Origin of the sequence: Micromonospora sp. NPDC005203 (assembly GCF_042872705.1) — a bacterium.
GTDB lineage: Bacteria > Actinomycetota > Actinomycetes > Mycobacteriales > Micromonosporaceae > Micromonospora.
This window is the reverse complement of sequence record NZ_JBIAKV010000009.1, coordinates 93537-117334: the sequence shown is the minus strand read 5'-3', so window position 1 is coordinate 117334 and position 23798 is coordinate 93537. Positions and strand designations below refer to the sequence as shown.

Below are 23798 nucleotides of genomic sequence, written 5' to 3'. Positions count from 1 at the left end.
GGGCGGGTCCGCATGCCGCACGCCTGGATGACGCCGATCCCTGAGACGAAGATGGTGAACGCCAGGTGCCCGTGACGAGTGATCCCCAGGTGGTCGCGCTACCACCGACAGTCGCCGCACCGGTGGTCCCCGCGGTGTTCCGATCCGCCCCGAGGGCGGCCCGCCGCACGCTTGTCGACGTACTCGACGACTCCGTGCGCGCGCACGCCGAGGCTCTCGCACTCGACGACGGCGCCACGGCACTGACGTACCGCGACCTGGCCGACGAGGTCGAGGCCGTCCGGAGGTCGCTGGCCGGACACGGCATCGGTGTCGGCGACCGCGTGGGCGTCCGGCTCACCTCCGGTACGGCCGAGCTGTACCTGGCGATCCTCGGCGTTCTCGCGGCGGGCGCGGCCTACGTGCCGGTGGACGCGGACGATCCCGAGGAACGCGCCGAGCTCGTCTTCGCCGAGGCGGGAGTCGCGGCGGTGCTCGGTGACGGGCTGGCGGTGTCGGTGCGTCGTACCCCCGTGGGTCGGATCGGCCGACCCGGCCCGGACGACGACGCCTGGATCATCTTCACCTCCGGCTCGACGGGCACCCCGAAGGGTGTGGCGGTCCACCATGGCGCGGCTGCGGCTTTCGTCGATGCCGAGGCGCTGTTGTTCCTCGCCGACGAGGCCAGCGAGGCGATCGGTCCGCAGGACCGGGTCCTGGCCGGGCTGTCAGTGGCGTTCGACGCGTCCTGCGAGGAGATGTGGCTGGCGTGGCGGCACGGCGCCTGCCTGGTGCCGGCCGCGCGGTCGCTGGTCCGCAGCGGCGTCGACCTCGGTCCGTGGCTGGCCGAGCAGCGCATCTCGGTGGTGTCGACGGTCCCGACGCTCGCCGCGCTGTGGCCGGTCGAGGCGCTGGAGGAGGTCCGGCTGCTGATCTTCGGTGGCGAGGCCTGCCCACCGGAGTTGGCGCAGCGCCTGGCCGTCGAGGGTCGCGAGGTCTGGAACACCTACGGCCCCACCGAGGCGACAGTGGTCGCCTGCGCCGCGCGGATGACCGGCGAGGGACCGGTCCGCATCGGGTTGCCGCTGGCCGGCTGGGAGCTCGCCGTGATCGACGGGTCCGGCGCTCCGGTCGCGATGGGTGAGACCGGCGAGCTGGTCATCGGCGGGGTGGGGCTCGCCCGCTACCTGGACCCGGGCAAGGACGCCGAGAAGTTCGCGGCGCTGCCCGCGCTCGGCTGGCAGCGGGCGTACCGCAGCGGTGACATCGTCCGGGCGGAGCCCGAGGGGCTCCTGTTCGTCGGCCGCGGTGACGAACAGGTGAAGCTCGGCGGACGCCGGATCGAGCTGGGTGAGATCGACGCCGCACTGCAGGCGCTACCCGACGTCGCCGGGGCCGCCGCGGCGGTGCGGCGCACCGCCGCGGGCAACCAACTACTGGTGGGGTACGTCGTTCCGCACGACGGCGTCACCTTCGATGCCGCGTCGGCGGCGCTGCGGATCCGTGCGCAGTTGCCGGCCGCGCTCGTGCCGCTGCTGGCGGTGGTGGACGCGTTGCCGACCCGGACGTCCGGCAAGGTGGATCGGGCCGCGCTGCCCTGGCCGCTGGCCACCGGGCAGGACACCGCGGGCGAGCTGACCGCGACAGAGGAGTGGCTCGCCGGCGGTTGGGCGGAGATCCTGGGTGTACGCCCCACCGAGGCGGACGCGGACTTCTTCACCCACGGCGGCGGCAGCCTGAACGCGGCGCAACTGGTGGCCTGGATCCGGCGCCGGCACCCGCGGGTGTCGGTGGCCGACATCTACCTCCACCCGAAACTGTCGCGGCTCGCGGGTGTGCTCGACGCGCTCCACACCACGGCGGCGACGCGCCGGGAGGTCCGGCCGACGCCGAGGCGCGCCGGGCTGATCCAGGCGGCGATGTTGACGCCGATGCTCGCGCTGGTCGGGCTGCGCTGGCTGACCGTCCTGGCCGCCCTCGGCAACGTCCTCGTCCGGTTCGCCCCGGCACCCTGGGCACCTGTCGTGTCCTGGTGGTGGGTGGCGCTGGGTTGGCTCCTGCTGTTCAGCCCGGTGGGCCGGATCGCCGTGGCCGCCGCGGGAGCGCGACTGCTGCTGCGCGGGGTGCGCCCCGGCAGCTACCCGCGCGGTGGCGGCGTGCACCTGCGGCTGTGGGCCGCCGAACGCCTCGCCGAGCTGACCGGCGCCACGAGCGTCGCCGGGGCGTCCTGGATGATCACTTATGCCCGGGCGCTCGGCGCGTCCATCGCTGCCGACGTCGACCTGCACTCCGCACCGCCGGTCACCGGCCTGCTGAAGCTGGGCCGCGGCGCGGCGATCGAGCCAGAGGTCGATCTCGCCGGCCACTGGGTCGACGGCGATGTCGTCCACGTCGGTCGGGTGCGCGTCGGGGCGGGCGCCCGGGTCGGTTCGCGCAGCACCCTGATGCCCGGCGCCCGTGTCGGCAAGGGCGCGCGCATCGCCGCCGGGTCGACCGTGACCGGCGCCGTACCGGCGAATCAGCGCTGGGCCGGCTCACCTGCCACACCCGCTGCGAAGGATCGAGCCGAATGGCCCGGCCAGCGGCCCCCGCGCACCCGACTTCGGTCCCGCGGCTGGCCGATCGCGTACGCGCTGACCGCCCAACTGCTGGGGCTGGTGCCGGTCGTGGCCGCCCTACCGGCGATCGCCCTGCTCGGCTGGACGCTCGCCGTCCGGCCAACTGTCGGCGCGGTGTTGACCGCCGTCGCGGTGGCGACCGTCGCCTACGTGGTGGGCTACGCGCTGCTGGTGCTCGGGGCCGTCCGGGCGCTCAGCATCGGCCTGCGCGCCGGATACCACCGGGTGCAGGGGCGGGTGGCGTGGCAGATCTGGACGACCGAGCGGCTGATGGGGATGGCGCGGGTCGGGCTGTTCCCGCTCTACGCCAGCCTCTTCACGCCGGTGTGGCTTCGGCTGCTGGGCGCCAAGGTGGGACGCGGGGTGGAGGCTTCCACAGTGCTCGCACTGCCGGCGATGACCACTGTCGCCGACGGGGCCTTCCTGGCCGACGACACCATGGTCGCGACCTACGAGCTGAGCCACGGGTGGCTGCGCGTCGCCCCGGCCCGCATCGGTAAGCAGGCGTTCCTCGGCAACTCAGGAATGGCGGCCCCCGGGCGTTCGGTGCCCAAGCGCGGGCTCGTCGGCGTGTTGTCGTCGGCGCCGTTCAAGGCGAAGAAGGGCTCGTCGTGGCTCGGCGCGCCGCCGATGCCGCTGCGCCGGACCGTGGAAGCCGCCGACACCAGCCGCACCTTCGACCCGCCACTCCGGCTGAAGCTGGCCCGGGCCGCGATCGAGCTGTGCCGGATCGTCCCGGTGATGTGCGCCGGCGCCCTGGCGGTCGGCGTCCTGGCCGTACTCGCGATCGTCTGGCGGGCCGGCGGGTGGTGGGCGGCCGCGCTCGCCGCCGGGCCGGTGCTGCTCGGCGCGGCGATCACCGCCGCCGCCATCGCGACGGCCGCGAAGTGGCTGCTGGTCGGACGCTTCCGGGTCGCCGAGCGCGCGCTGTGGACCTCCTTCGTCTGGCGCAACGAGCTCGCCGACACGTTCGTCGAGGTTCTCGCCGCGCCGTGGCTGGTCCGCTTCGCGACCGGCACGCCACTGCTCACGGCCTGGCTGCGCACGCTCGGTGCGAAGATCGGCCGGGGCGTCTGGCTGGAGACCTACTGGCTGCCCGAGTACGACCTGGTGCGCCTCGGCGACGGCGCCACGGTGAACCGCGGTTGTGTGGTGCAGACCCACCTGTTCCATGATCGTGTGATGAGCATGGACGAGGTGACACTGGGCGCGGGAGCCGCGCTGGGTCCGCACGGTATCGTCCTGCCCGGCGCGAGCATCGGCGCGCGGACCACCGTCGGGCCCGGTTCACTGGTGACCCGCGGCGACGCCGTGCCGAGCGACAGCCGGTGGCTGGGCAACCCGATCACCACCTGGCCGGCGCCAGCGGCACGGTCGGCATGAGTCCGAAGACGGCGTCGGCGTCGAACGGCGCGACGCCCGGCGCCTGTCGTTCCGGCGACTCCTACCTGCCCGAGCACGGCAACGGCGGCTACCGGGTGCGGCACTACGACCTCGACCTGGACTACCGGGTCGTGTCGAACCGGCTCGGCGGCCGGGCCGACATCACCGCGGTGGCCACACAGTCGCTCTCCCGGTTCACCCTCGATCTCGGTCGGCTGCGCGTCCAGGACGTCCGGGTCGACGGGCGCCCGGCGAAGTACCTGCACCGCCCGGACAAACTGCAGATCAAACCCGAGCGGCCGATCAACGCCGGGGACACCTTCCGGGTGGACATCCGGTACGCGGGAAAGCCGGTGCCCATCTCCGGCCGCTGGGGCACCCTCGGGTGGGAGGAGCTCACCGACGGGGTGCTCGTGGCCAGCCAGCCGAACGGGTCGCCGTCGTGGTTCCCGTGCGATGACCAGCCCGGCGCCAAGGCGACCTTCCGGGTGGCGGTCACGGCGCCCTCCCCGTACACGGTGTTGGTGACCGGTGATCCCGTGCACCATCGCCGGGGCGCGGGCGGCACGACGTGGGTGTCCGAGCGGCGCGAGCCCACCTCGCCGTACCTGATGAGCGTCCAGATCGGGCGCTACGAGATGGTGGACCTCACGGTCGGTGAGGTGGTGCAGCGCGCCGCGGTCCCGCCCGCGCTGCGCCGGAACGTCGCCCACGACTTCGGCCGGCACGGCCAGATCATGTCGGCGCTGCAGCGACTCTTCGGGCCGTACCCCTTCCGGGAGTATGTCGTCGTGGTCGCCGACGACGACCTCGACGATCCGGTCGAAGCGCAGGGCATGGCGGTCTTCGGGCGAAACCACGTCGACGGGCGGCGCACGCACGAGCGGCTCGTGGTGCACGAGTTGGCCCACCAGTGGTTCGGCAACAGCCTCACGGTGGCGGACTGGCGGCACATCTGGCTCAACGAGGGCTTCGCCACGTACGCCGAGTGGCTGTGGTCCGGCGTCTGCGGCGACCTGCCCACCGACGCCCTGGCCGCGCGGTGGTACGCGTGGGCCGCGGATCGCCCGCGCAACGTCGTCGTCGCGGATCCCGGCGTCGACCGGATGTTCGACCCGCTTGTCTACAAGCGTGGCGCGCTGACCGTGCACGCCCTGCGCAAGAGGGTCGGCGACGAGTCGTTCTTCGCGCTCCTGCGAGCCTGGGTCGCCGAGCACCGACACGCGACGGTGACGACCGAGCAGTTCCGTCTGCACGCCCAGCGCTTCGCCCGCGAGCCCCTGGACGATCTGTTCGCCTCCTGGCTCGACAGCCCGGCGCTGCCTGCACCACCTCGCTGACCACCCCGGACGCGCCCGCCGGTCCCGGACCGACCGACGCAGCCGGCTGTGGTTGGCCGGCGGCGCCGGGACGGAGGACCTGGATTCGCAGGGGCTTGCCGTCCCAGGCCGAGCCGCGGTCCAGATCCAGCAGGAACCGAACGTCGCCGGAGGTCACGTTCAGCACCCCACCCATGCGTACGCCGTTGGCCGTGGCGTCCACCCGCAGCCGCGAGACGCGCGTGGCGAAGCAACGGCGGGCGGCCATGGCCTCGAACACCGCGGCGCGGGTGTTCTCGGCGACCCACAGGCCGGTGCCGGTCCTACAGGTGATGGCGTGCCGGTCGTCGTCGGTGAGGGTGGCGTCGTCGATCACGACCGCGGTGGGCCTGCCGCCTTGGCCGTCGCGGGTGCAGGCGTTCAGCACTGCCACAGGCGGGCCAGCCATCAGGCGGCCGTGATGTCGGCGAAGCGGGGAGCGCCGCGCTCGAGGTCGACGCGTGCGGTGCGGGCGGCGAAGCAGATCGCGTGGTACCACCCGCACAGGAGGAGCACGTCGAGCAGTTGCCGCTCGTCGAGCAGTTCCTGCGCGCATCGCCACAGTTCGTCGTCGACGTCGGACGAATCGTGCAGGGCATCCACCATCCGGATGAGTGTGGCTTCGCGGCCGGCCGTCCAGCTCGGATCGTCAGGGGAACCGCAGGTGAGCGAGGTGACCTCGGCCAGCGTGAGTCCGGCCCGGTCGGCGAAGACCATCACATGGACGCCCCACTCGTATTCGCAGCCGCAGCGCGCGCAGGTGCGCAGGATGACAATTTCCCGCTCGCGGAGTGTCAGGGTCAGGTCACGGCCGAGTTCGTACCTGCCCCAGTTGCTCATCGCGGTGGTCATCGGCAGATTCTTGGCGAACGTCCGGAACAGGCCGATGGGAGGCATCCCGACCGGCATCATCGTGGCGAGTTGTGCCGCCACGTCCGGCGCGAACGGCGGTTCGAGCGTCGAGATGCGAGCCATGGCCACCCTCCAAAGCTTCGGATTCAGAAGCACAGTAGCGATTCGATTTCCGAAGCGCCAGGGGTGATGCTTCGCGGTTCAGTTCTCGCGTCCTCGCTCAGGGCTGAGGCCCACGCTTCGGACCAGCGAACAAGCGGACGCAATGCCTGGTAGGCACCACGTCGTACGGCTCCTGCATCTCTTTGCCTGAGCGCCGCTCGCCGCGCCAGCGGTGTCGCCAGGACGAGCTGGGACACGGCCGCCGCCACGGGCTCAGGTCATCAGGCACGGGCGACGGCGTAGCCAAGGACCACAGCGGCGGACACCACGACGTGGCCCGGGGCCGGGGGTATCGAGGCCGGCCTGTCGATGCCTCATCTGGTGCCGACAGCGCGCGACCCGGGGTAGCACACCGACGGGGTAGGGCGATACGCCGGCGGCCAGTTCTCCGCGGCGACACATGGCGCGCACCGCGCTGGTGGCCACCGCGCCGCATCTGCGCGGTGAGCTTCGTGACCGGGCCGAAGCCTGGCTGCTCTGCTCGATAAGCTACCCGAACGACGGTACGGCGACATCGACGTCCAACTGTTTCGCGTGGTCCACGAGGCCTGTCACGTTCGGCTTGATAGACGAGTCTGACGCTGAGCGTGGCGACTGGGTCGAGTTGCACCCGGATCGCCTCGGGTTCACCGAGCCGTGCGACGGGCTCTACAGCACCTGACACCCCAGCACCTCCGGAGCCGGGTGTCCAGCCGTGTCCAGTCGCGTCCAACATCCCGCTCACGGTCCCCGCCCGATTGCGAGGATTGCCGTCCGGACCGGGCCACCCGGCTCCTGACCCGGCCGACCAGTCCCCTCGTGATGGGAGCGGTGCATGTCAGAACGTGTTGTCAGCCACCCGCGTACGGCAAGACCAAGCCGCAGGTCCCTGCTCGCAACGGCACTCGCTGTCGTGGCGTCGGTGGGTTTCGTCCCGACGGCCGCAGCGGCCGGGCCGGTCGACCGACAGGCCCAGGCCGGGGGCGCGGCGGATCCGGCCCACACCGAGGGCCGGGCAACCCTGGCATCCGCCGGCGGCGTCGCCGACAGGAAGCGGGCGGACGGGTCGGCGGACATGGCCGAGGCAATCGCCAAGCAGCGGGGCATCAGCCGCGATGCCGCCGAGAAGCTGCTCAGTGCCGAGAACGCCAATGTGCGACTCGCGAACCGGTTGACCACCGAGCTGGGTGCCAGTTCGGGCGGCGCGTACCTGTCCAACGGGCACCTCGTCGTCACGGTCACCGACGCCGCGGCTGCCGCGAAGGTGACCGCCGCCGGCGCGGAGGCACGCCTCGTCGCTCGTGGCGAACGGCATCTCCAGAAGATCCAGCGGGCACTGGAGGCCGCCCCGAGTGAGCCGAACACGACCTGGGGGGTGGACCCGGAGACCAACCAGGTGGTGGTGAGCCTGCCGGCGTCGGGGGCGAAGAACGCCGCGCAGAACTCGATGGCGCGCAAGTTCGGTGCGGCGGTGCGGTTCGAGACCACCGCCGGCCAGATCCAGCCGAACGTCGGGATCTCCAGCGCAGACGCGTTGGGCGGCTGCTCGGTCGGCTTCACCGCCACCGACTACACCTTCAACTACATCATCACGGCCGGCCACTGCACGCAGGGCTACCCGCACTGGACACTGCCCAACGGCCAAGACGTCGGGCCGTCGCTGGAAAGCAACTATCCGGAGAACGACTACGGCCTCATCTGGATGAACGGCCCGTCGGTTTGGGCGACCGGCACCATCAACCTGTGGAACAACACGAGCCGCAGCATCCACGGTTGGGCGACGGCCGTGAGCGGGCTGTCGGTCTGCAACTCGGGCAAGACCACCGGATTCAGGTGCGGCTCGGTGCTCAGGACCAACGTGACGGTCAACGGCGCGGGCGGCACCGTACGCCAGATGGTCGAGACCAACATCTGCACCCTCGGCGGCGACAGCGGTGGGCCGCTGTTCGCCAGCAACACCGCGTACGGGCTGAACTCGCACGCCAACCGGATCGGCAGCCAGTGCAACTCCACGCCGCGAACCTGGCACCAGCCGGTGGGAGAGGCGATCACCGGATACCAGGTCGTCATCTACGGCGCGCCGTGACGAACGGCGACGAGCGAAGGAGACAGGGATGAGAACCGCATTCACCAGGGCCGCACGCCTTACCGCCGCGGCCGTCATGGCGACGACGGTGGCCCTGACCGTGGCCGTCGGCCCCGCTCAGGCAGACCTCTGGCAGCACACCGACGGGTTCGAGGGGAATCCGGCAGCGGTGTGGGAGTTCCACCGCTCGGGCGCGGGGAGCGGGGCCTACGAGCTGGGCACCGGAACGGCCCGGTCCGGCTGGAACAACGCCATTCTCACGACCTCGGCCGGCGGCTGGTCCGGGGTGGGCAAGCTACTCACCGTGGGGCCGCGTACCGCCGGACACAACACCACCTGCGGCGGCGGGTTCTTCGTCCGGGCGGTCAGCGGACCGGCGGTGCTCAACGTCGAGGTGATCGATCCGGCGAGCTGGACCTACCTCGCGCTGCGCACCGTCCGGATCACCGATACCGCCTGGCGGCGGCATGACGTGGCCAGCTACGCGAACGGTCCGACCCAGGTGTTCTTCCGGGTCTCCCTGCTCGGTGGCAGCGGTGCGGTGCGGGTGGACGACATGGCCTTCCAGTGCTCCTTCTTCCGCTCTTAGCAGGTGAACCACAGCGGGGCTGGCGCTCGTCGCGCCAGCCCCGCGAGGTACGCCCGCCCGGTCGGCGTCGACAGGCACCGGCTCGCCGAGCTGGCCGCCCGACACATTCTCCCGGCCACACGGCTGTTGAGCGTCCACCCTGACGCGTTTGGTCAGTCACGGGCGACGGCGTAGCCAAGGACCACGGCGGCGGACACCACGACGTGGCCCGGGGCGAGGTCTTGGGCGCTCGTCGCGGCGGCTTCGGCGTGGCTGCGGTAGCGGGAAGCGCCCGGCTGCTCCGGGTCCACGTCCTCAATGTGCAGGACCGCGCCGACGCGTACGCCGGCGGCCTCGGCGTACAGCTCGGCCTTCGCGCGGGCCGCGGCCACCGCCTCGCGCCGGGCCTCGGCCCGTAGTTCGCGCTTGCCGGTGACGTCGAACTCGACGCTCTCGATCTCGTTGGCGCCGGCCGCGACGATGTCGACCAGCAGCTGCTCGACGTCGTCCAGTACGCCGGACTGGACCGCGAAGGCCGCCTGGCACTGGTAGCCGATGAACTTACCTGACCCGTCCGTGTATTCGGTGGCGGTTGTCAGGTCCAGTCGGGAGCGCTCGACCGCCGCGTCGGCTATCCCGTGCTCGCGCAGCGCGCCGCGCACGGCCCGCACGGCTACGCGAGCCGCCTCGAACGCGGCGGCCGGGACCTGCTCGACCCGTACGATCCTGAACCTGACGCGCACAAGATCCGGTAGGGCCTTCACGCTTGCCGCGCCGAACGCGGTGATGCCCCAGGGGTGTTCCACCATCTGCACGAACGCCGATCCAACCAGACTGTCCTCCGCCCCGTGCTCCCGGTGCGCGTTCTCGAGGCTCCCGGTACGCGTTCTCGAGCGCGACGAGAGGTGGGGTTTCGTCCTTACGACTCTCGCGCCCGGTTGCGGCGGTGGTGGACGAACAGCGCTACCGCGCAGAGCACCGCCACCAGGCCGAACGCCGAGCTGATCCACTGGTTGTCCGCCGCTGTCGACAGCACCACGTTGGCCGCCGCGCTGACGAAGAGCGCCAGCCACAGCAGCGGGCGGAGCAGGCCATCCGGCTTCTTCGGTGCGGCGGCCGGGGCCTCGCTGATGCGGTACTGATCGGACATGACTGCCTCCTTCGGCGAACGTTCCTCGACGCCGTCAACGCTAGGCGGGCGGCGTGGCGGGGACGATCCCGCCAGGTCGACAAGCGTGGTACAGCAGGCTGTACCTTCCGCGCCGGGCGTTGCCGGGCGGGGCCCCCGGTGGCCTATGTTGGCAAGGGAGGTGGGTCGATGGCGTACGTGCGGGGCCGGGTTCGCGCCTCGGTCGACGCCCTGGAGCACCTCGCCGGAGGGCTGGGCACCGCCACGCTGGCGCTGGGCGCCCTGCTCTGGGCGGCGATCGTGGCGGCGACCTGCCTGGGCGGGGTGGGGCTGCTGGCGGCGCCCGGGGCGTTGCGGGCGGTGCGCTCGGTGGCCGACCGCGAGCGCGCCCGGCTGTCCCGCTGGGGCGAGCCGATCCCCACGCCGGGGCCGGTGCCGGCCGGGTTGCGGACGGCTGCGCGTGATCCCTTCGTGCGCCGGGAGCTCGGCTGGGTCGGGTTGCACTCGCTCATCGGCCTGGTGACCGGGCTGGTCGGCCTCACGCTGCCACTCTCTGCCGTGCAGTACGTCACGTTCCCGCTGTGGTACCGGCTGATCCCTGCCGACGCCGACGCGCCGGTGAGCGTCTGGTGGCGCATCGACGGGTTGTCCGACGCACTCGCGGTCGGGTTGCTCGGGGTGGTCTGCCTGGCCGCCACGATCTGGTTCAGCCCGGTCCTGGCCCGTCTCCAAGCATGGCCGGGTCGGTGGCTGTTGCGTCCGCCGCCGGGTGTCGACCTGTCCCTGCGGGTGGCCGAGCTGACCGCCACCCGCGCCGCGGCGCTGGACGCCCACGCTGTCGAACTGCGCCGGATCGAGCGGTCGCTGCACGACGGCACACAGAACCGGTTGGTCGCGGTCAACGTGTTGCTGGGTGCCGCGCGGCGGGCCGTTCGCCGCAATCCGGACCGGGCCGACGAGATCCTCGGGCAGGCGCAGGACGCCGCGGAACAGGCACTCGGCGAGCTGCGTACGGTGGTGCGCGGGATCCTGCCGCCCGTGCTGGACGACCGGGGTCTCGCCGGTGCGCTGGCGAGCCTGGCCGGCAGCTGCGTGGTGCCCTGCCGACTGGAGGTGGACGTGGCCGTGCGGTGCGCGGCCTCGGTCGAGGCCACCGCGTACTTCGTGGTGGCCGAGGCGATGACGAATGTCGTCCGGCACAGCGGAGCAAGCCAGGTGGACGTGGCCGTGCGCCGCGAACGCGGCCGGCTGCTGGTGAGCATTGAGGACGACGGGCACGGCGACGCGGACGAGACACGCGGCTCCGGGCTGACCGGTATCCGCCGGCGGGTCGAGGCGTACGACGGCCGGATGACACTGACGAGCCCGCCGGGAGGGCCGACGAGAATGGACGTGGAGCTGCCATGCGGATCGTGATCGCCGAGGACGACCCGCTGCTGCGTGAGGGATTGGCTCTGCTGCTGCGGGCGGAGGATCTGGATGTGGTCGCCACGGCCGGCACTCCGGGCGAGTTCCTGGTCGCCGTCGACGAGCACGCGCCGGACGTCGCGATCGTGGACGTCCGGATGCCGCCGACCCACACCGACGAGGGCATCGTGGCCGCGGTGGAGGCTCGGCGGCGCCGCCCCGGCCTCGCGGTGCTGGTCCTGTCGGCGTACGTGGAGCAGGCGTTCGCCACCGACCTGTTCTCGGTTGGCGCTGTCGGGCTGGGTTACCTGTTGAAGGAGCGGGTGGGCCGGGTCGAGGAGTTCCTCGTCGCGCTGCACCGCGTCGCGGACGGCGGCAGCGTGATCGACCCGGAGGTGGTGGCGCAGTTGCTCGCCCGCAACCGCCGGACGGACACGGCGCTGAGCGAGCTGTCGCCGCGTGAGCGTGAGGTGCTGGGGCTGATGGCCGAAGGGCTCGGCAACAGCGCGATCGCCCAGCGGCTGTTCGTCACCGACGGAGCGGTGCACAAGCACATCCGCAGCATCTTCTCGAAGCTTCAGCTTCCACCGGACGACGATGCCGACCGCCGGGTCACCGCGGTGCTGCGCTACCTCAACGGCGATCGGGGGTAGCGCCTGCTGTACCCGGGCCTGGCAGCCCACGGGATGGTCGCCGTTCTCCCAGGTCAATAGCGTTTCTGGTGCGCGCAGTTCTTGCCGATGACACGGAGAGAGGCCCACCAGAATGCCGGATTATCCGGAACAGACCATCGAACCGGCGGTACGCGTCGAACACCTCACCCGGGTGTACGGCGCCGGCCGTAACCAGGTGACCGCGCTCGCGGGCATCGATGTCGGCTTCGACCGGGGCACCTTCACCGCGGTGATGGGACCCTCGGGCTCCGGCAAGAGCACGCTGCTGCAGACCGCGGCCGGGCTCGACCGACCCACCTCCGGTCGGGTGGTCATCGCAGGCACCGACCTGTCGGGGCTGTCCGAGACCCGCCTGACCGAGCTGCGTCGTACCCGGATCGGGTTCGTCTTCCAGGCATTCAACCTGATCGGCGCGCTCACCGTCGAGGAGAACATCGTGCTGCCCCTGCGCCTGGCCGGCGTCCGTCCGGACCGGGCCTGGCTGACCCGGGTGGTCGAGCGGGTCGGCCTCACCGACCGACTGCACCACCGGCCGGCCGCGCTCTCCGGCGGCCAGCAGCAGCGGGTGGCGATCGCCCGGGCGCTGGCCACCCGCCCCGAGGTGATCTTCTCAGACGAACCCACCGGCGCCCTCGACTCGCGGACCGCGGCGGAGGTGCTGACGCTGCTGCGCGCGGTCGTGGACGAACACGGACTGACCGTGGTGATGGTGACCCACGATCCGATCGCCGCGTCGTACGCGGACCGCGTGCTCGTGTTGGCCGACGGTGCGATCGTCGCCGACCTTCCGCAGCTCGGAGCCGCAGGTGTCGCCGAGCACCTGGCCTCGCTGGATCGGCGGGCCCTGCGATGACCGGCCTCGCCGCCCGCCTACTGCGGCACCGCGCCGGCCCCTCCGCCGCGACCCTGCTGGCCCTGATCGCCGGCGTGCTGATCCTGGTGGCGATGGGCACCCTCGTCGAGTCCGGGCTGCGGTTCCGCCCGGAGTCACGGCTCTGGGCCACCGCCGACGTGGTCGTCGCCAACCGCACGATCACCCACACGTTCGAGGAGTTCGACGGCGAGACGAGCACCGTCACGCTGCCCGAGGGCGGCACGGTGGACGCCGCCCTGGTGGACCGGATCCGCCAGGTGCCGGGCGTCGCGGCCGTCACCGGCGACGAAGGGGTGCTGATCGGCTCACCCGCTGCCGCGGGACACGGCTGGGACACGTACGCCTTCACCGGTCGTCCCATCGCCGCGGGTGCCGCGCCACGGGCCGACGACGAGGTGCTTGTCGACACCCGTCTCGGCGTGGCGCCCGGCGACCGCATCGACCTGGTCATCGGCGGGGTCGGGCGGTCGTACCGGGTGAGCGGAACCGCCGAGACCGGTTCGGCGGCGGTGTTCTTCACCGACGCGCAGGCCGCCCGGTTGTCCGCCCACCCGGGTCGGGTGGATGCGATCGGCGTCCGGATGGTGCCCGGCGCCGACCTCGGCGCGGTACGCGAGATCGCGTCGGCGGCCGGCGCCACGACGTACGTCGGGAAAGACCGTGGGAACGTCGAGCAGTCGGAGAGCCAGGCCGCCCGGACGTTGCTGGTCGAGGTCGGATCGGCTTTCGGTGGGTACGTCGTCCTGCTGATCGTCTTCGTGGTGGCCGGCACCATCGGGCTGTCCGTCCGGCACCGTCGACGTGACCTGGCGTTGCTGCGCGCGGTCGCGGCCACGCCGGGGCAGGTGCGCCGCATGCTGCTCGCCGAGGCCGCGCTGCTCGCCCTGGTCGGCTCCGCGATCGGCAGCCCGGCCGGCCTACTGGCGGCCCGCTGGGTGCACGGCGAGCTGGTCGGGCGGGGGTTCCTGCCGGCCAGCTTCCCGATGGCCGACGGCCTGTTCGCGGTGCCGGCCGCGGTCGGCACGGCGGTCCTCGTGGCGGTGCTCGCCGCGCTGGTCGCCGCACGCCGGATCACCGGGATCAAGCCGATCGAGGCGCTTGGCGAGATCGCTGTCGAGCCTCGGCGTAGCGGCCGGGTGCGGCTGATCGCCGGCCTGCTGACGCTGGCGGCGGCCGGCGCCTCCGGGGCGTTCACGCTCGGTGCCGCCGGGTCGGCCGGGGCACTGGCCGGCGCGGTCGGCATGCTGTACCTGTTCCTCATCGCGGTGGCGCTGCTCGCACCGAGGATCAACGCGTACGCGGCACGCCTGCTCACACCGTTGTTGCCGCGGGTGTGGGGGGTCAGCGGCCACCTGGCTGCGGCCAATCTGCGGGCCAATGCGCAGGGCATGGCGACCGTCCTGACCGCCCTCGTGCTGTCCGTGGGGTTCGGCGGCTCGGTCTGGTTCCTGCAGACCAACCTGGAACGGCAGACGATCACGCAGAGCAGTGCGGGAACCCTCGCCGAGCGGGTGCTTGTCGCTCCGGGAGGACTACCCGCGGACGCGGCGCGGGAGATCCGCGAGTTGGCCGGGGTGCGGGCGGCCACCGGTGTGCGCCGTACGCAGGTGCTGGTACGGGCGCTCGACGGAATCCCGGTCAGCGCGCAGTCGGTCGACCCGGCGGGCATCACGTCGACGATGGACCTCGCCGTGCGCGAGGGCAACCTGGCCGACCTACGGGCGGGCACTGTCGCCCTGTCGGCGACGCAGGCGTCCTCGTCCGGCTGGGACGTCGGCGACCAGGCGGAACTCTGGCTGGGCGACGGCACCCCTGTCACGTTGGACGTCATCGCGATCTACGGCCGTGGCCTCGGCTTCGGCGACGTCACGCTGGCCGCCGAGACGGTCGCCGGGCACACGGCCGGGAACACCGACGACGAGGTCCTGGTCAGCGCCGGCCCGGAGGCCGACACCGCGTTGGCCGCGTGGTCGGCTGGGCGACCCGGCACCGAGGTTCTCGACGCCGCCACCCGTACGCGCCTGCTCAGCAGTGATCTGGCGCTTGGCGCCTGGCTGAATCGGCTGCTGATCGGTGTGATGGTGGCGTACGCGGCGCTGGCGGCCGCCACCACGATGGCGATGGCCGCGCTGGCCCGTCGCCGCGAGTTGGCGTTGCTGCAACTGGTCGGGGTCACCCGCCGGCAGATTCGAAGGATGGTCCAGGCCGAACAGGCCGGGCTGCTCGGCACCGCCGTGCTGATCGGCGCGACGATCGCGGCGCTGACCCTGAGCGCGATCGTCAACGGACTGACCGGCAGCCCGATCCCGTACGTCCCGCCGCTCGGCTGGGTGGCGGTGCTCGGCGGCACGACACTGCTGGCGTTGGCAACCACTGTGTGGCCCGTCCGACGGCTGCTCGGGGCTCCTCCGATCGACAACATCGGTGTGCGGGAGTAGGCGTCGCGGCTCGAATATCGGCGACCGTGCCGCCTCCGCGTACATCGCTGAGGCGGCACGGTCGCCCTGGCGCCCCGGCCCACCCGGACGCTTCGCGCTGTCGGCGGCAGAGGCAGCTGGTGTCGGGCGGCGAGAGTCCCTGCGGATCGGTACATGGCGAGCGTCTGGTCAGGTGTGACGATTGACTGCCTGGACCCCGAGCGGGTGGCCCGGTTCTGGAGCGGCCTGCTCGGTCGCGAGCCCGGTCCGTCGCAGGAGGGTTGGGTTTACCTCGGTGAACGAGGTCAGCCTCAGCCACGGCTGGTGTTCCAGCCGGTGTCGGAAGCCAGGACCGACAGGGTGCGGATTCACCTCGACATCTCCGTCGACCAGATCGACGAGGCGATCGCCCTGGTCGTCGAACTCGGTGGCCGGTTCAGCGGGGAGCGGCACGTCTACGACGAGGGCGTGGTTGTCGTCATGGCCGACCCCGAGGACCACGAGTTCTGCCTGGTCCAGTACCACCGCTGACAGTGGACGCGTCTTCGCTCGATCCGGACGGGATGCGAGGCTGAACGCGTGGCCTCCGGATCGACGTACACGTGGTCAAGCCCGCTGCCCGGCTCGCCCGCCCGCCGGTGACGCTCGGATGAGCCTGGTGTCGGCGTTCGTACCGATCTGGATCCTTACCGCCCTCGGCTACGCGGCCTGTCGTTGGGGCCTGCTGGGCGAGGCGGCGGCGTCGGTGCTCGGCCGGTTCGTGTTCCATCTTGCGATGCCGGCCGCCCTGTTCCTGGCCCTGTCCCGAATGCCGCTGTCCGGGATCGCCGGCCGCCCGCTGCTCGCCTTCGGGGTGAGCACGGCCGCGGTCGTCGGGTTCGGGTGGGTCGGCGCGAGCTGCCTGTTCGGTCGCCGGCCCGGCGAACGGCCGATCTGGGGCATGGCCGCCGGGTACGTGAACTCGGCGAACCTCGGCATCCCGATCGCCACGCAGGTGCTCGGCAACGTGTCGTTCCTGGCGGAGGTGGTGCTGCTGCAGGTGCTGGTGGTGGCGCCCGTGGTCCTGGTCGCCCTGGACCGGCACAGCGACCCGGCCGGGCGGATACGGGTCGGACGTATCGCCTCCCTGCCGGTCCGCAACCCGGTGATCCTGGCGTCGCTGCTCGGTGTCGCGTGCTCGGCGACCGGCCTGCGTCTGCCCTCGACGGTCGGCGCGTCACTCACCCTGCTGTCGGGCGCCGCGGTCCCGGCCGCCCTGGTCGCGCTCGGCGCGTCGATGCACCGCACGGCGCCGTCGCGGGCCGAGCCGGGCGAGCTGGCCGTGATCACCGCGCTGAAGCTCGTCGCGCAGCCGGTCATCGCGTACGCGGCCGGGCTGGCCCTGCACCTGTCCGCGCCGCAATTGCTCGCCGTGGTGGTGTGCGCGGGCCTGCCGACAGCGCAGAACACGTTCATCTTCAGCCAGGAGTACGGCGTCGGCGAGGCGGTGGCCAACCGGGCGGTGGTGGTGACCACGACACTGTCGCTGGCCACCCTGGCCGCGGCGGCGGCGCTGCTCGGGTAGGTCCGTCGGCTACTCGTCGTCACCATGAGCGCTACCGTCCAGAGCCGACGGTAGGAGGCAGCCCCTGATCAGCGGCAGTCCCGCACGCCGAATTGCTGCGGTAGCGCAGCGGACGGCGCGCTACGAGAGCCACCTGCGACCGTGAAGCCGCCTCAGTCTGGCCTCTCTGCTTAGTGGTCCGGGTGATCAGCTACCGCCGTACGGCTGATCAGCATTCATCCGCGGCGGCTGGTGCGATCTGGTCGAGGTGTGCGCCGACGGTGGCTTTGGCGGTTGCGTTCGAGGTCCGACCGGGGCGCAGGAGGGCGTGCAGGATCACTCCGTCGACGAGGGCGTAAAGGCGTTCTGCCTCGATTTTCTGATCGAGCCCGGGGCGGAGCGCATCGGCGTCGGCCAGTCGCCGGATCATGGTGGTGAAGGCGTCGGTGAGGCGAGTGTCGATCTCCTTGCGCAGGCCGGCCATTGTCGGTTCCACGACGGCGCGTGCCGTGAACGCGAGCCACACCTCGCACTCGCCGCGCCGCGTCCGGTCCAGCGGCAGCATCTCGTCGATCATCGACCGGACCACCGCACGCTGGTCGCCCGTGGTGTCCACGGCTCGGATCCGCTCCTCGATCCGTTCACCCACCAGCCGTAGGGCGAATCCGAGGAGTTCGGACTGGGTGGTGAAGTAGTGGCGCAACGAGCCCATGGACAGCCCGGCCTCGCGTGCCACATTTCGCACCGATGCCTGCTCCAGCCCGTCGCGCATCACGATTCGCCAGACCGCTTCGGCGAGCTCGGTCCGTCGGGTCTGCGCATCCACCAGTTTCGGCACCACTTTTTATAACACACTCGTGTTACCGTCTTGCTGCTAACACAACTGTGCTAGATAAGCGGGGGCTGCTGTGTCACGTCGAGAACAAGCCTGGCTCACGGCAGCGGTGGTCGGCTGGATCGCACTCAACGGCGCGGTACTGCTCCTCGCGCCCGGCGACGCCCCCTTCGACTGGCCGGCTCAGCACGACCCGCCAACCGGGCCCGGCCAGGTGATCGCCGCTCAGGCCACCCTCGTCGAGTTGGTACTGCTCGCCGCCATCGGATACGCGCTCACCCGTGGCCGCCCCGCCCCGGTGATCGCCGAGCGCGCACCGATGCTCCCGACCGCTCGCCGCGAAACAGGACTCGTCCTGGCGTACGGCGTCCTCGCCCAACTCGGTGGCCTGCTCATCGGCCGAGGGCTCGGCTGGCACCCGATCGGCTTCCACCTGCCCGGTACGCTCGTCGGTGCCACCGATCCGGTCGGGCCCGCCGAGGCGCTCGGCTGGGCCACGTACAACGTTGTGGTCTACGCGCTGGTGCCACTCCTGTGGTTCCGGCGGCGGTACACCGCCCACCAGATGTGTCTACGCTCGGCGGATCGGCGTGGCGATGCCATCCTCATCCTCGCCGTGCTGGTCGTCGAATCGCTCGCGCAATGGGTGGTGCTCGGCCACGCGTTCGCCGGCCTGGCGCCGGGTCAACTCGCCGTCGGAGTGCCACTGACCTTCCTGCTGTACTTCGCTGGCACGGTGCTGCCCACGGTCATCTTCGTGCAGAGCGTCCTCATCCCCCGCTACGCCCGCCTGACCGGATCCACCACCGCGACCATCGTTCTCGGCGGCCTGACGTACGCGGCCCTGCACGTGTTCGAGGGCTGGGGCAGGTTCGGGTCAGCGCGCGAGGCCACGCTGACGATCCTGTTCGTACTTCTCATCTACACGCTGCCCGGCGCGTTCAAGACCTGGCTCACGGTACGGACCGGCAACGCCTGGGTGCACGCGTGGGCGTACCACGCCTTCGCGCCACACACGATGCACGACACCGGGCTGATAGTTCGGATCTTCCGCCTCTGACAGGTACGGCTCTGCCACCGACTCGCTGCTGACGCCGGCCGACGGCGTCTTGTCGTCCGCCACTGTTACGCGTTTTCGTGCTGGGGCGACGGCTCTGTTGCCGCGGCGTCGTTCAGGCCGAGCTCGGCGGGATAGCTGCCGAAGTGCTTCAGGTTGAACTTGCGTACCGCCGTGGCCCACGGGTTGTGCGTGGCCAGGTGAACCAGGTGCTCAAAGTGGGACAGGTACGTCTCGCCGCGCTGGGCACGCTCGGCGAGGATGTAGGGCTCCAGGACACGCCAGGCCTGCCGGGAGCGGTAGCTGACGGTACCCACCAGGAGCCTCGGATCGACCGCCGCAAAAGCGAGCATCTGACCCAGACCGTTGTAGTACAGGGACAGCCGGACCACATGGTGGCGTGCCTCGGCCGGCAGGTCACTGACACTGACACCCGGTGGCGGGTGGCGGAGGGTCAGCTCCTTGAGGACGAAGTCCTCAGCGTGGAGGAACTCATCGCTGGATCGGTCTCGGGTCAGCAGCTCGATCGCGACGAGGGTCTGGTTGGCGGTCTGCGCCGAGCGCAGTTGGCGTACCGCGAAGACGACGGTCACGACAACCGCGACCGCAGAGCCGCACGCCGCGACGACATCCGCCAGGTCAGATATCACAAGCACCGAGGGTAGTAGGCCGAGGCGAGCGTCATTGGCTGCCTCGCCGCGCCGCGGGCCTCGGTGCCGGCACCGGTGTCGCCATCCGCCCCCACCTGCCGGCTCACTTCGCCGCCTCGCCGTCAGGTGCGGATGCGCCTTCCGGATCGGGCTTGTAGATGGTGTCGGCGATCTCCGACATCCACGGTTCCGGCGCGACCGCGTCTGGCCCGATGACGCGGATCGACGCCATCACGGTGAGCAGCATCCCGGTGGCCAGGAACTCACGAGTCTCCTTCGCGGTCGCCCCGGTCAGGACCCGGACCAGCTGATAGATCCGGCCGAAGCGGGCGCGTACGGCGGAGCCGATCGTCGGGTCGGAGCTGGCCGCGTACCCGTGCAGCAGCACGGCGAGCAGGTCATGCTCGATCAGTAGTTCGTCGTAGGCGGTGGCCAGGTTCGCCAGGTCGTCCTGTCGTTCGGCCGCCCGCTGGAACGCCTGCTCGATCCGGCCGGCGGCGTGTTCGACAGTGGCGATGAACAGTCGCTGCTTGGAGCCGAACAACCGGATCACGTACGGCTGCGAGACACCGGCCAGCCGCGCCACGTCATCGGTGCTGGTGCCGGCGTAACCGGCGGTGGCGAACGCCTTGACCGCCGCCGCCACCAGTTGTTCGCCGCGCTCGCTGGCGGTCAGTCGGGTCCTGGTCATCGGTGCTCCTTCCAGGGACGTTGACATGTTATCAGTCGATAGCTACTTTCACAGGTGCCTAGTTATCATTCGATAACAACAAGGAGTCCCTGATGCCCGGAGCAAACACCGTCACCGAGAGCGACGCCGCGCTTCCTCCCGGCCCACCCCACCGGCCCGACGGCCCACCCCTGGCCGCCGTGCTCGCCGCCGTCGGCGTGCCGATGTTCATGGTCACTTTGGACAATCTCGTCGTGACGACCGCACTGCCGGTGATCAGGACAGAACTCGGCGCCTCCCTGACCGACCTGCAGTGGTTCGTCAACGCGTACACGCTCCCCTTCGCCGCGTTGCTGCTCACCGCCGCCGCGCTCGGCGACCGGATCGGCCGCCGCCGGCTCTTCCTCGCCGGCATCGGCCTGTTCACGCTGGCCTCCGCCGCCTGTGCCCTGGCCACCGAGCCGTGGATGCTCACCGCCGCCCGGGCCGTCCAGGGAGCGGCCGGAGCCGCCGTGATGCCGCTGTCGCTCACCCTGCTCGCCGCGGCCATCCCCGAGCGGCGTCGCAACGCCGCCATCGGAATCTGGAGCGGAATCAGCGGTCTCGGTATCGCTGTCGGCCCGCTGGTGGGCGGAGCGGTGGTCGAAGGGCTCGACTGGACGTGGATCTTCTGGCTCAACGTACCAATCGGACTGCTCGCCATCGGACTGGCCGCGATCACCCTGCGCGAATCACGTCGCCCGTCGTCCCGGCTGGACCCGGCCGGCCTGACCCTCTGCACCCTCGGCGTACTGGCCCTGGTCTGGGGCGTGGTACACGGCGAGGAGCACGGGTGGATGTCGACCGGGGTGGTGGCGGCGCTGGTCGGAGGCGCCGCGCTGATCTGTGGCTTCCTCTGGTGGGAGCGGCGAACCTCGGCGCCGATGCTGCCGCTGCGGCTCTTCCGATCCCGCACCTTCAGCCTCGTCACCGCAGTGGCGTTCACATTCTCGGTCGGCGTCTTCGGCTCGGTGTTCCTGCTCGCCCAGTTCTTCCAGGTGGTGCAGGAACTGAGTCCACTGCAGGCAGGGATACGCACGATGCCGTGGACCATGGCGCCGATGGTGGTTGCCCCGCTGGCCGGGCTCCTGGTGGGCAGGCTCGGCGTCCGCAACCTGATCATCGCCGGCCAGAGCACCCTCGCCATCGCACTCGGCTGGCTCGCCCTGGTCGTTGCGGCCGACGTCGCCTACGGCGTGCTCGCCGTACCACTGGCGCTGGCCGGCATCGGGATGGGACTGACCTTCGCCCCGATCAGCACCGCGACCATGGCCAGTGTGCCGGAAGGTGCCCGGGGCGCCGCCTCCGGCACCAACAACTCCGTCCGAGAACTCGGCGTAGCCGTCGGAGTCGCCGCGCTCGCCTCGGTCTTCGCCGCCAACGGCGGGTACGCCACCGCCACGACCTTCGTGGACGGCCTGACGCCGGCGGTCGCGACGGGCGCGGCCGTGGTCGCCCTCGGTGCCCTACTCGCCCTGGGGCTACCCCGAACCACCACCCCGTCGCCGGGGAGGCGCGGACGGGTCAACCGATCCGGAGTCACCTGATCCGGGATCGTGGCTGGAGCGGGCGAGATCTGTTGATCTTGCCCGCTCCTCCTGCACGACCAGCATCCCGGACTATCGAGTGAGCATGCCCTTCTCGACGGCCAGGTTGTAGTTCTCCCCGAAGACGTTCAGTTCGTGGACTCCGACCTTGACGGTCTCGGTCGTACCCAGGACCTTCAGCCGTACCGCGTTCGTCAGCACCCGGTCGAAGGTGACGTAGTCAGCCGTGTACGCGGTGGAGTTCGTACTCCTGTCGACCAAGGGACGCCACGTGTTGGTGGGGATGTCCTTGTACTCCAGCGTGTACCGCACCGCGTTGTCCTTGGTAAACGTGCGTCCGAGCTCCTTCCACTGGATCTGCGCGGCAGAGATGTGGAAAACGGTCCCGAAGCCCCTGATGTACGTGGGCGCGGTATCGCTGTCAGCCGGCTCCCACCACGTGGATAGGGAGCGGTCGCTTCCGTAGTACGGGTTGCGCCCGGGCGCATAGCTGCTTGCCCAGTACGCCTGGCTGTTGGTGGCCACATTGTAGAGTCCGGTGTCGTCCTTGCCGGAGATCTTTTTCCCCGGGGCCAGTTGCGGCGTGTTGGACAGCTCACAATCGATCGCTCCCCGTTTCGGACCGGCGGGAGTCACGTTGCAGATGTCCATCCCCAGTCGCCGCTCGAAGAACTCCTCGTACGCGATGACATAGGTGTAGAAGAACACCAGGTTGCCGGACTTGTCGAGTACGAAACTGCCGTGCCCAGCGTTCGGATATACCGCACTCGGGTGGTTGTTTCCGTAGCCGATGGGGTTCTGCTGGCTGACTTTGTACCCGGACAGCGGTTTGTCCGACGTCATCACGCCGGTCGCGTACGTGGTGAACTCCGTGCCACCGGATGCGACCGAGAGGTAGTACGTGTCCCTCACCTTGAACAACTGCGAACCCTCCACGTAACCATGCGTGTAGGTCGCCTTGTTGTCACCGATGTGCTGCCACTCCTGGCGCGGGTCAAAGGTCCAGAGCACGACCGGGTCGCTGATGAGCTGCCGAGGATTGTTCGGGTCGAGTTCGACGCCCATGATCGGCGAGCCGATGTTGTACGTCAGGTACAGCCGACCGTCGGTGTCCGGGAAGAACTGCACGTCGCCAACGCTCAGGGTCTGGCCGCTCGGCCGCAGGAAATTTCCCATGCTGGTCCACGGCCCGGTGGGCGAGTCCGCCTGATAGACCGGCGTGTTGTTGCCGGCCATGTAGAACTTGTCGCCGAGCTGCACGACGGTTGGTGCGACCAGGCCCAGGTTCATCTGATGGGGAGTCCACGTGAGGTAGTCGGTGGTGGACCAGACAGTGCGGTTGTTGTTCGGGGCGTTCTGCATGGCACCTGATGCGTAGAGATAGATGGTCCCGTCGACGTTCAGCGCGGACCAGTCCGCCCCGGTCCGTGCGGAGTTCTCGGAAATCCTGGTGAACCCGGCGGTGGATCGGCTCGCAAGAGTCCGCCCGGACGCTGCCGTCCACGTCTCCAGGTTCAAGCTGGCCGGGATCTGCGACGTGTCTGCGACATTCTCGTCCGTAGGCGGCATCGTTCCTACGATGTTGCGCACGGCCATCCCGGGCAAATTGATCGGGTTCACGTATGTCTGAGCCATGTCGACGCCGGCCAGTGGCACCTTGGCGGACGGGGCTTGAGGTCCGCCGCCGGGTGCCGCCGGCGGCACGGGCTTCTCCGCCGACGCCGGCACGATCGGCGTCAGTTGACCCACGCCCATTCCTACCGCAAGAGCAAGGCCAATAGCCGCCAACCCTCGACGTCGACTGCCGGCAGTCCTCTCGATAACCATGGGGTCCCACCTTCCGTCTGAAACGTATCTAGCGCCAACAACGGGCGGTCCGATTTTACGAATAGCCGGCCTGACGTGGGCAATTGCTGGATGTGCGGCATCCTTCGACGGTGGCCACGAAGGTGGGAGAAGGTTTCCGCTCGA

The 23798-nt window shown here is 70.7% G+C and carries 20 protein-coding genes; 13 read left to right on the top strand and 7 right to left on the bottom strand.

Annotated features, from left to right (window positions below; all coding sequences use genetic code 11):
* The first annotated feature begins 65 nt into the window (after positions 1–65).
* The gene (locus tag ACFYPM_RS20590) at positions 66–3980 is read left to right on the top strand and encodes a Pls/PosA family non-ribosomal peptide synthetase (RefSeq protein ID WP_387199142.1); all 3915 of its coding nucleotides are present in this window, start codon (positions 66–68) and stop codon (positions 3978–3980) included.
* Positions 3977–5320: a M1 family metallopeptidase gene (locus ACFYPM_RS20585; RefSeq protein WP_387199139.1), complete on the top strand. Its 1344-nt coding sequence runs from the start codon at positions 3977–3979 to the stop codon at positions 5318–5320. Before ACFYPM_RS20590 ends, ACFYPM_RS20585 begins: the two co-directional genes overlap by 4 nt.
* Before the next feature lie 426 nt (positions 5321–5746).
* Here the strand turns inward: ACFYPM_RS20585 and ACFYPM_RS20580 are convergent, their stop codons facing one another.
* Positions 5747–6346, bottom strand: coding sequence for a carboxymuconolactone decarboxylase family protein (locus ACFYPM_RS20580; RefSeq protein WP_387199136.1), 600 nt, complete (start codon positions 6344–6346; stop codon positions 5747–5749).
* A gap of 406 nt (positions 6347–6752) precedes the next feature.
* Here ACFYPM_RS20580 and ACFYPM_RS20575 point away from each other — a divergent pair, with 406 nt between their 5' ends.
* From ACFYPM_RS20575 to ACFYPM_RS20565, 3 genes are all read left to right on the top strand, one after another.
* The gene (locus tag ACFYPM_RS20575; RefSeq protein ID WP_387199134.1) at positions 6753–7013 is read left to right on the top strand and encodes a hypothetical protein; all 261 of its coding nucleotides are present in this window, start codon (positions 6753–6755) and stop codon (positions 7011–7013) included.
* A 153-nt stretch (positions 7014–7166) separates the two neighbouring features.
* Positions 7167–8417: a S1 family peptidase gene (locus ACFYPM_RS20570; protein ID WP_387199131.1), complete on the top strand. Its 1251-nt coding sequence runs from the start codon at positions 7167–7169 to the stop codon at positions 8415–8417.
* 28 nt (positions 8418–8445) lie between these two features.
* Positions 8446–9006, top strand: coding sequence for a hypothetical protein (locus ACFYPM_RS20565; RefSeq protein ID WP_387199129.1), 561 nt, complete (start codon positions 8446–8448; stop codon positions 9004–9006).
* Between the two features lie 152 nt (positions 9007–9158).
* Here ACFYPM_RS20565 and ACFYPM_RS20560 read toward each other — a convergent pair whose 3' ends face one another.
* Together ACFYPM_RS20560 and ACFYPM_RS20555 are read right to left on the bottom strand one after the other, a co-directional pair.
* Positions 9159–9794 (bottom strand): SIMPL domain-containing protein, encoded by a 636-nt coding sequence (locus tag ACFYPM_RS20560; protein WP_387199651.1) that lies wholly within the window; start codon positions 9792–9794, stop codon positions 9159–9161.
* Between the two features lie 110 nt (positions 9795–9904).
* A complete protein-coding gene (locus ACFYPM_RS20555) occupies positions 9905–10135 on the bottom strand; it encodes a hypothetical protein (protein ID WP_387199126.1) in 231 nt (76 codons plus the stop codon).
* 168 nt (positions 10136–10303) lie between these two features.
* Between ACFYPM_RS20555 and ACFYPM_RS20550 the strand changes: the two genes are divergently transcribed.
* From ACFYPM_RS20550 to ACFYPM_RS20525, 6 genes are all read left to right on the top strand, one after another.
* On the top strand, positions 10304–11530 hold the full coding sequence (locus ACFYPM_RS20550; protein WP_387199123.1) for a sensor histidine kinase: 1227 nt from the start codon (positions 10304–10306) through the stop codon (positions 11528–11530).
* Positions 11518–12174: a response regulator gene (locus ACFYPM_RS20545; protein WP_387199121.1), complete on the top strand. Its 657-nt coding sequence runs from the start codon at positions 11518–11520 to the stop codon at positions 12172–12174. The genes ACFYPM_RS20550 and ACFYPM_RS20545 overlap by 13 nt, the downstream gene beginning before the upstream one ends.
* Before the next feature lie 112 nt (positions 12175–12286).
* Positions 12287–13048 carry an ABC transporter ATP-binding protein gene (locus ACFYPM_RS20540; RefSeq protein ID WP_387199118.1) on the top strand — a complete coding sequence of 254 codons (762 nt, stop codon included), beginning with the start codon at positions 12287–12289 and terminating at the stop codon, positions 13046–13048.
* Complete coding sequence (locus ACFYPM_RS20535) at positions 13045–15507, top strand: FtsX-like permease family protein (RefSeq protein ID WP_387199116.1); 2463 nt, start codon at positions 13045–13047, stop codon at positions 15505–15507. The genes ACFYPM_RS20540 and ACFYPM_RS20535 overlap by 4 nt, the downstream gene beginning before the upstream one ends.
* 153 nt (positions 15508–15660) lie before the next feature.
* Positions 15661–16017, top strand: coding sequence for a VOC family protein (locus tag ACFYPM_RS20530; RefSeq protein ID WP_387199114.1), 357 nt, complete (start codon positions 15661–15663; stop codon positions 16015–16017).
* A 118-nt stretch (positions 16018–16135) separates the two neighbouring features.
* Positions 16136–17050, top strand: coding sequence for an AEC family transporter (locus tag ACFYPM_RS20525; RefSeq protein ID WP_387199112.1), 915 nt, complete (start codon positions 16136–16138; stop codon positions 17048–17050).
* Positions 17051–17258: 208 nt separating this feature from the next.
* Here the strand turns inward: ACFYPM_RS20525 and ACFYPM_RS20520 are convergent, their stop codons facing one another.
* On the bottom strand, positions 17259–17855 hold the full coding sequence (locus ACFYPM_RS20520) for a TetR/AcrR family transcriptional regulator (RefSeq protein WP_387199109.1): 597 nt from the start codon (positions 17853–17855) through the stop codon (positions 17259–17261).
* Positions 17856–17937: 82 nt separating this feature from the next.
* Here ACFYPM_RS20520 and ACFYPM_RS20515 point away from each other — a divergent pair, with 82 nt between their 5' ends.
* Entirely contained in the window at positions 17938–18924 is a 987-nt protein-coding gene (locus ACFYPM_RS20515) for a hypothetical protein (RefSeq protein WP_387199106.1), read from the top strand.
* Positions 18925–18989: 65 nt separating this feature from the next.
* Here the strand turns inward: ACFYPM_RS20515 and ACFYPM_RS20510 are convergent, their stop codons facing one another.
* Positions 18990–19571 carry a hypothetical protein gene (locus tag ACFYPM_RS20510; RefSeq protein ID WP_387199103.1) on the bottom strand — a complete coding sequence of 194 codons (582 nt, stop codon included), beginning with the start codon at positions 19569–19571 and terminating at the stop codon, positions 18990–18992.
* Positions 19572–19674: 103 nt separating this feature from the next.
* The gene (locus ACFYPM_RS20505; protein ID WP_387199100.1) at positions 19675–20262 is read right to left on the bottom strand and encodes a TetR/AcrR family transcriptional regulator; all 588 of its coding nucleotides are present in this window, start codon (positions 20260–20262) and stop codon (positions 19675–19677) included.
* Positions 20263–20354: 92 nt separating this feature from the next.
* Between ACFYPM_RS20505 and ACFYPM_RS20500 the strand changes: the two genes are divergently transcribed.
* Positions 20355–21827: a DHA2 family efflux MFS transporter permease subunit gene (locus ACFYPM_RS20500; protein ID WP_387199097.1), complete on the top strand. Its 1473-nt coding sequence runs from the start codon at positions 20355–20357 to the stop codon at positions 21825–21827.
* 72 nt (positions 21828–21899) lie between these two features.
* On the opposite strand, the gene ACFYPM_RS20495 is transcribed toward ACFYPM_RS20500, so the two are convergent.
* Positions 21900–23576 carry a family 43 glycosylhydrolase gene (locus ACFYPM_RS20495; protein ID WP_387199095.1) on the bottom strand — a complete coding sequence of 559 codons (1677 nt, stop codon included), beginning with the start codon at positions 23574–23576 and terminating at the stop codon, positions 21900–21902.
* Between the last annotated feature and the right edge of the window lie 222 nt (positions 23577–23798).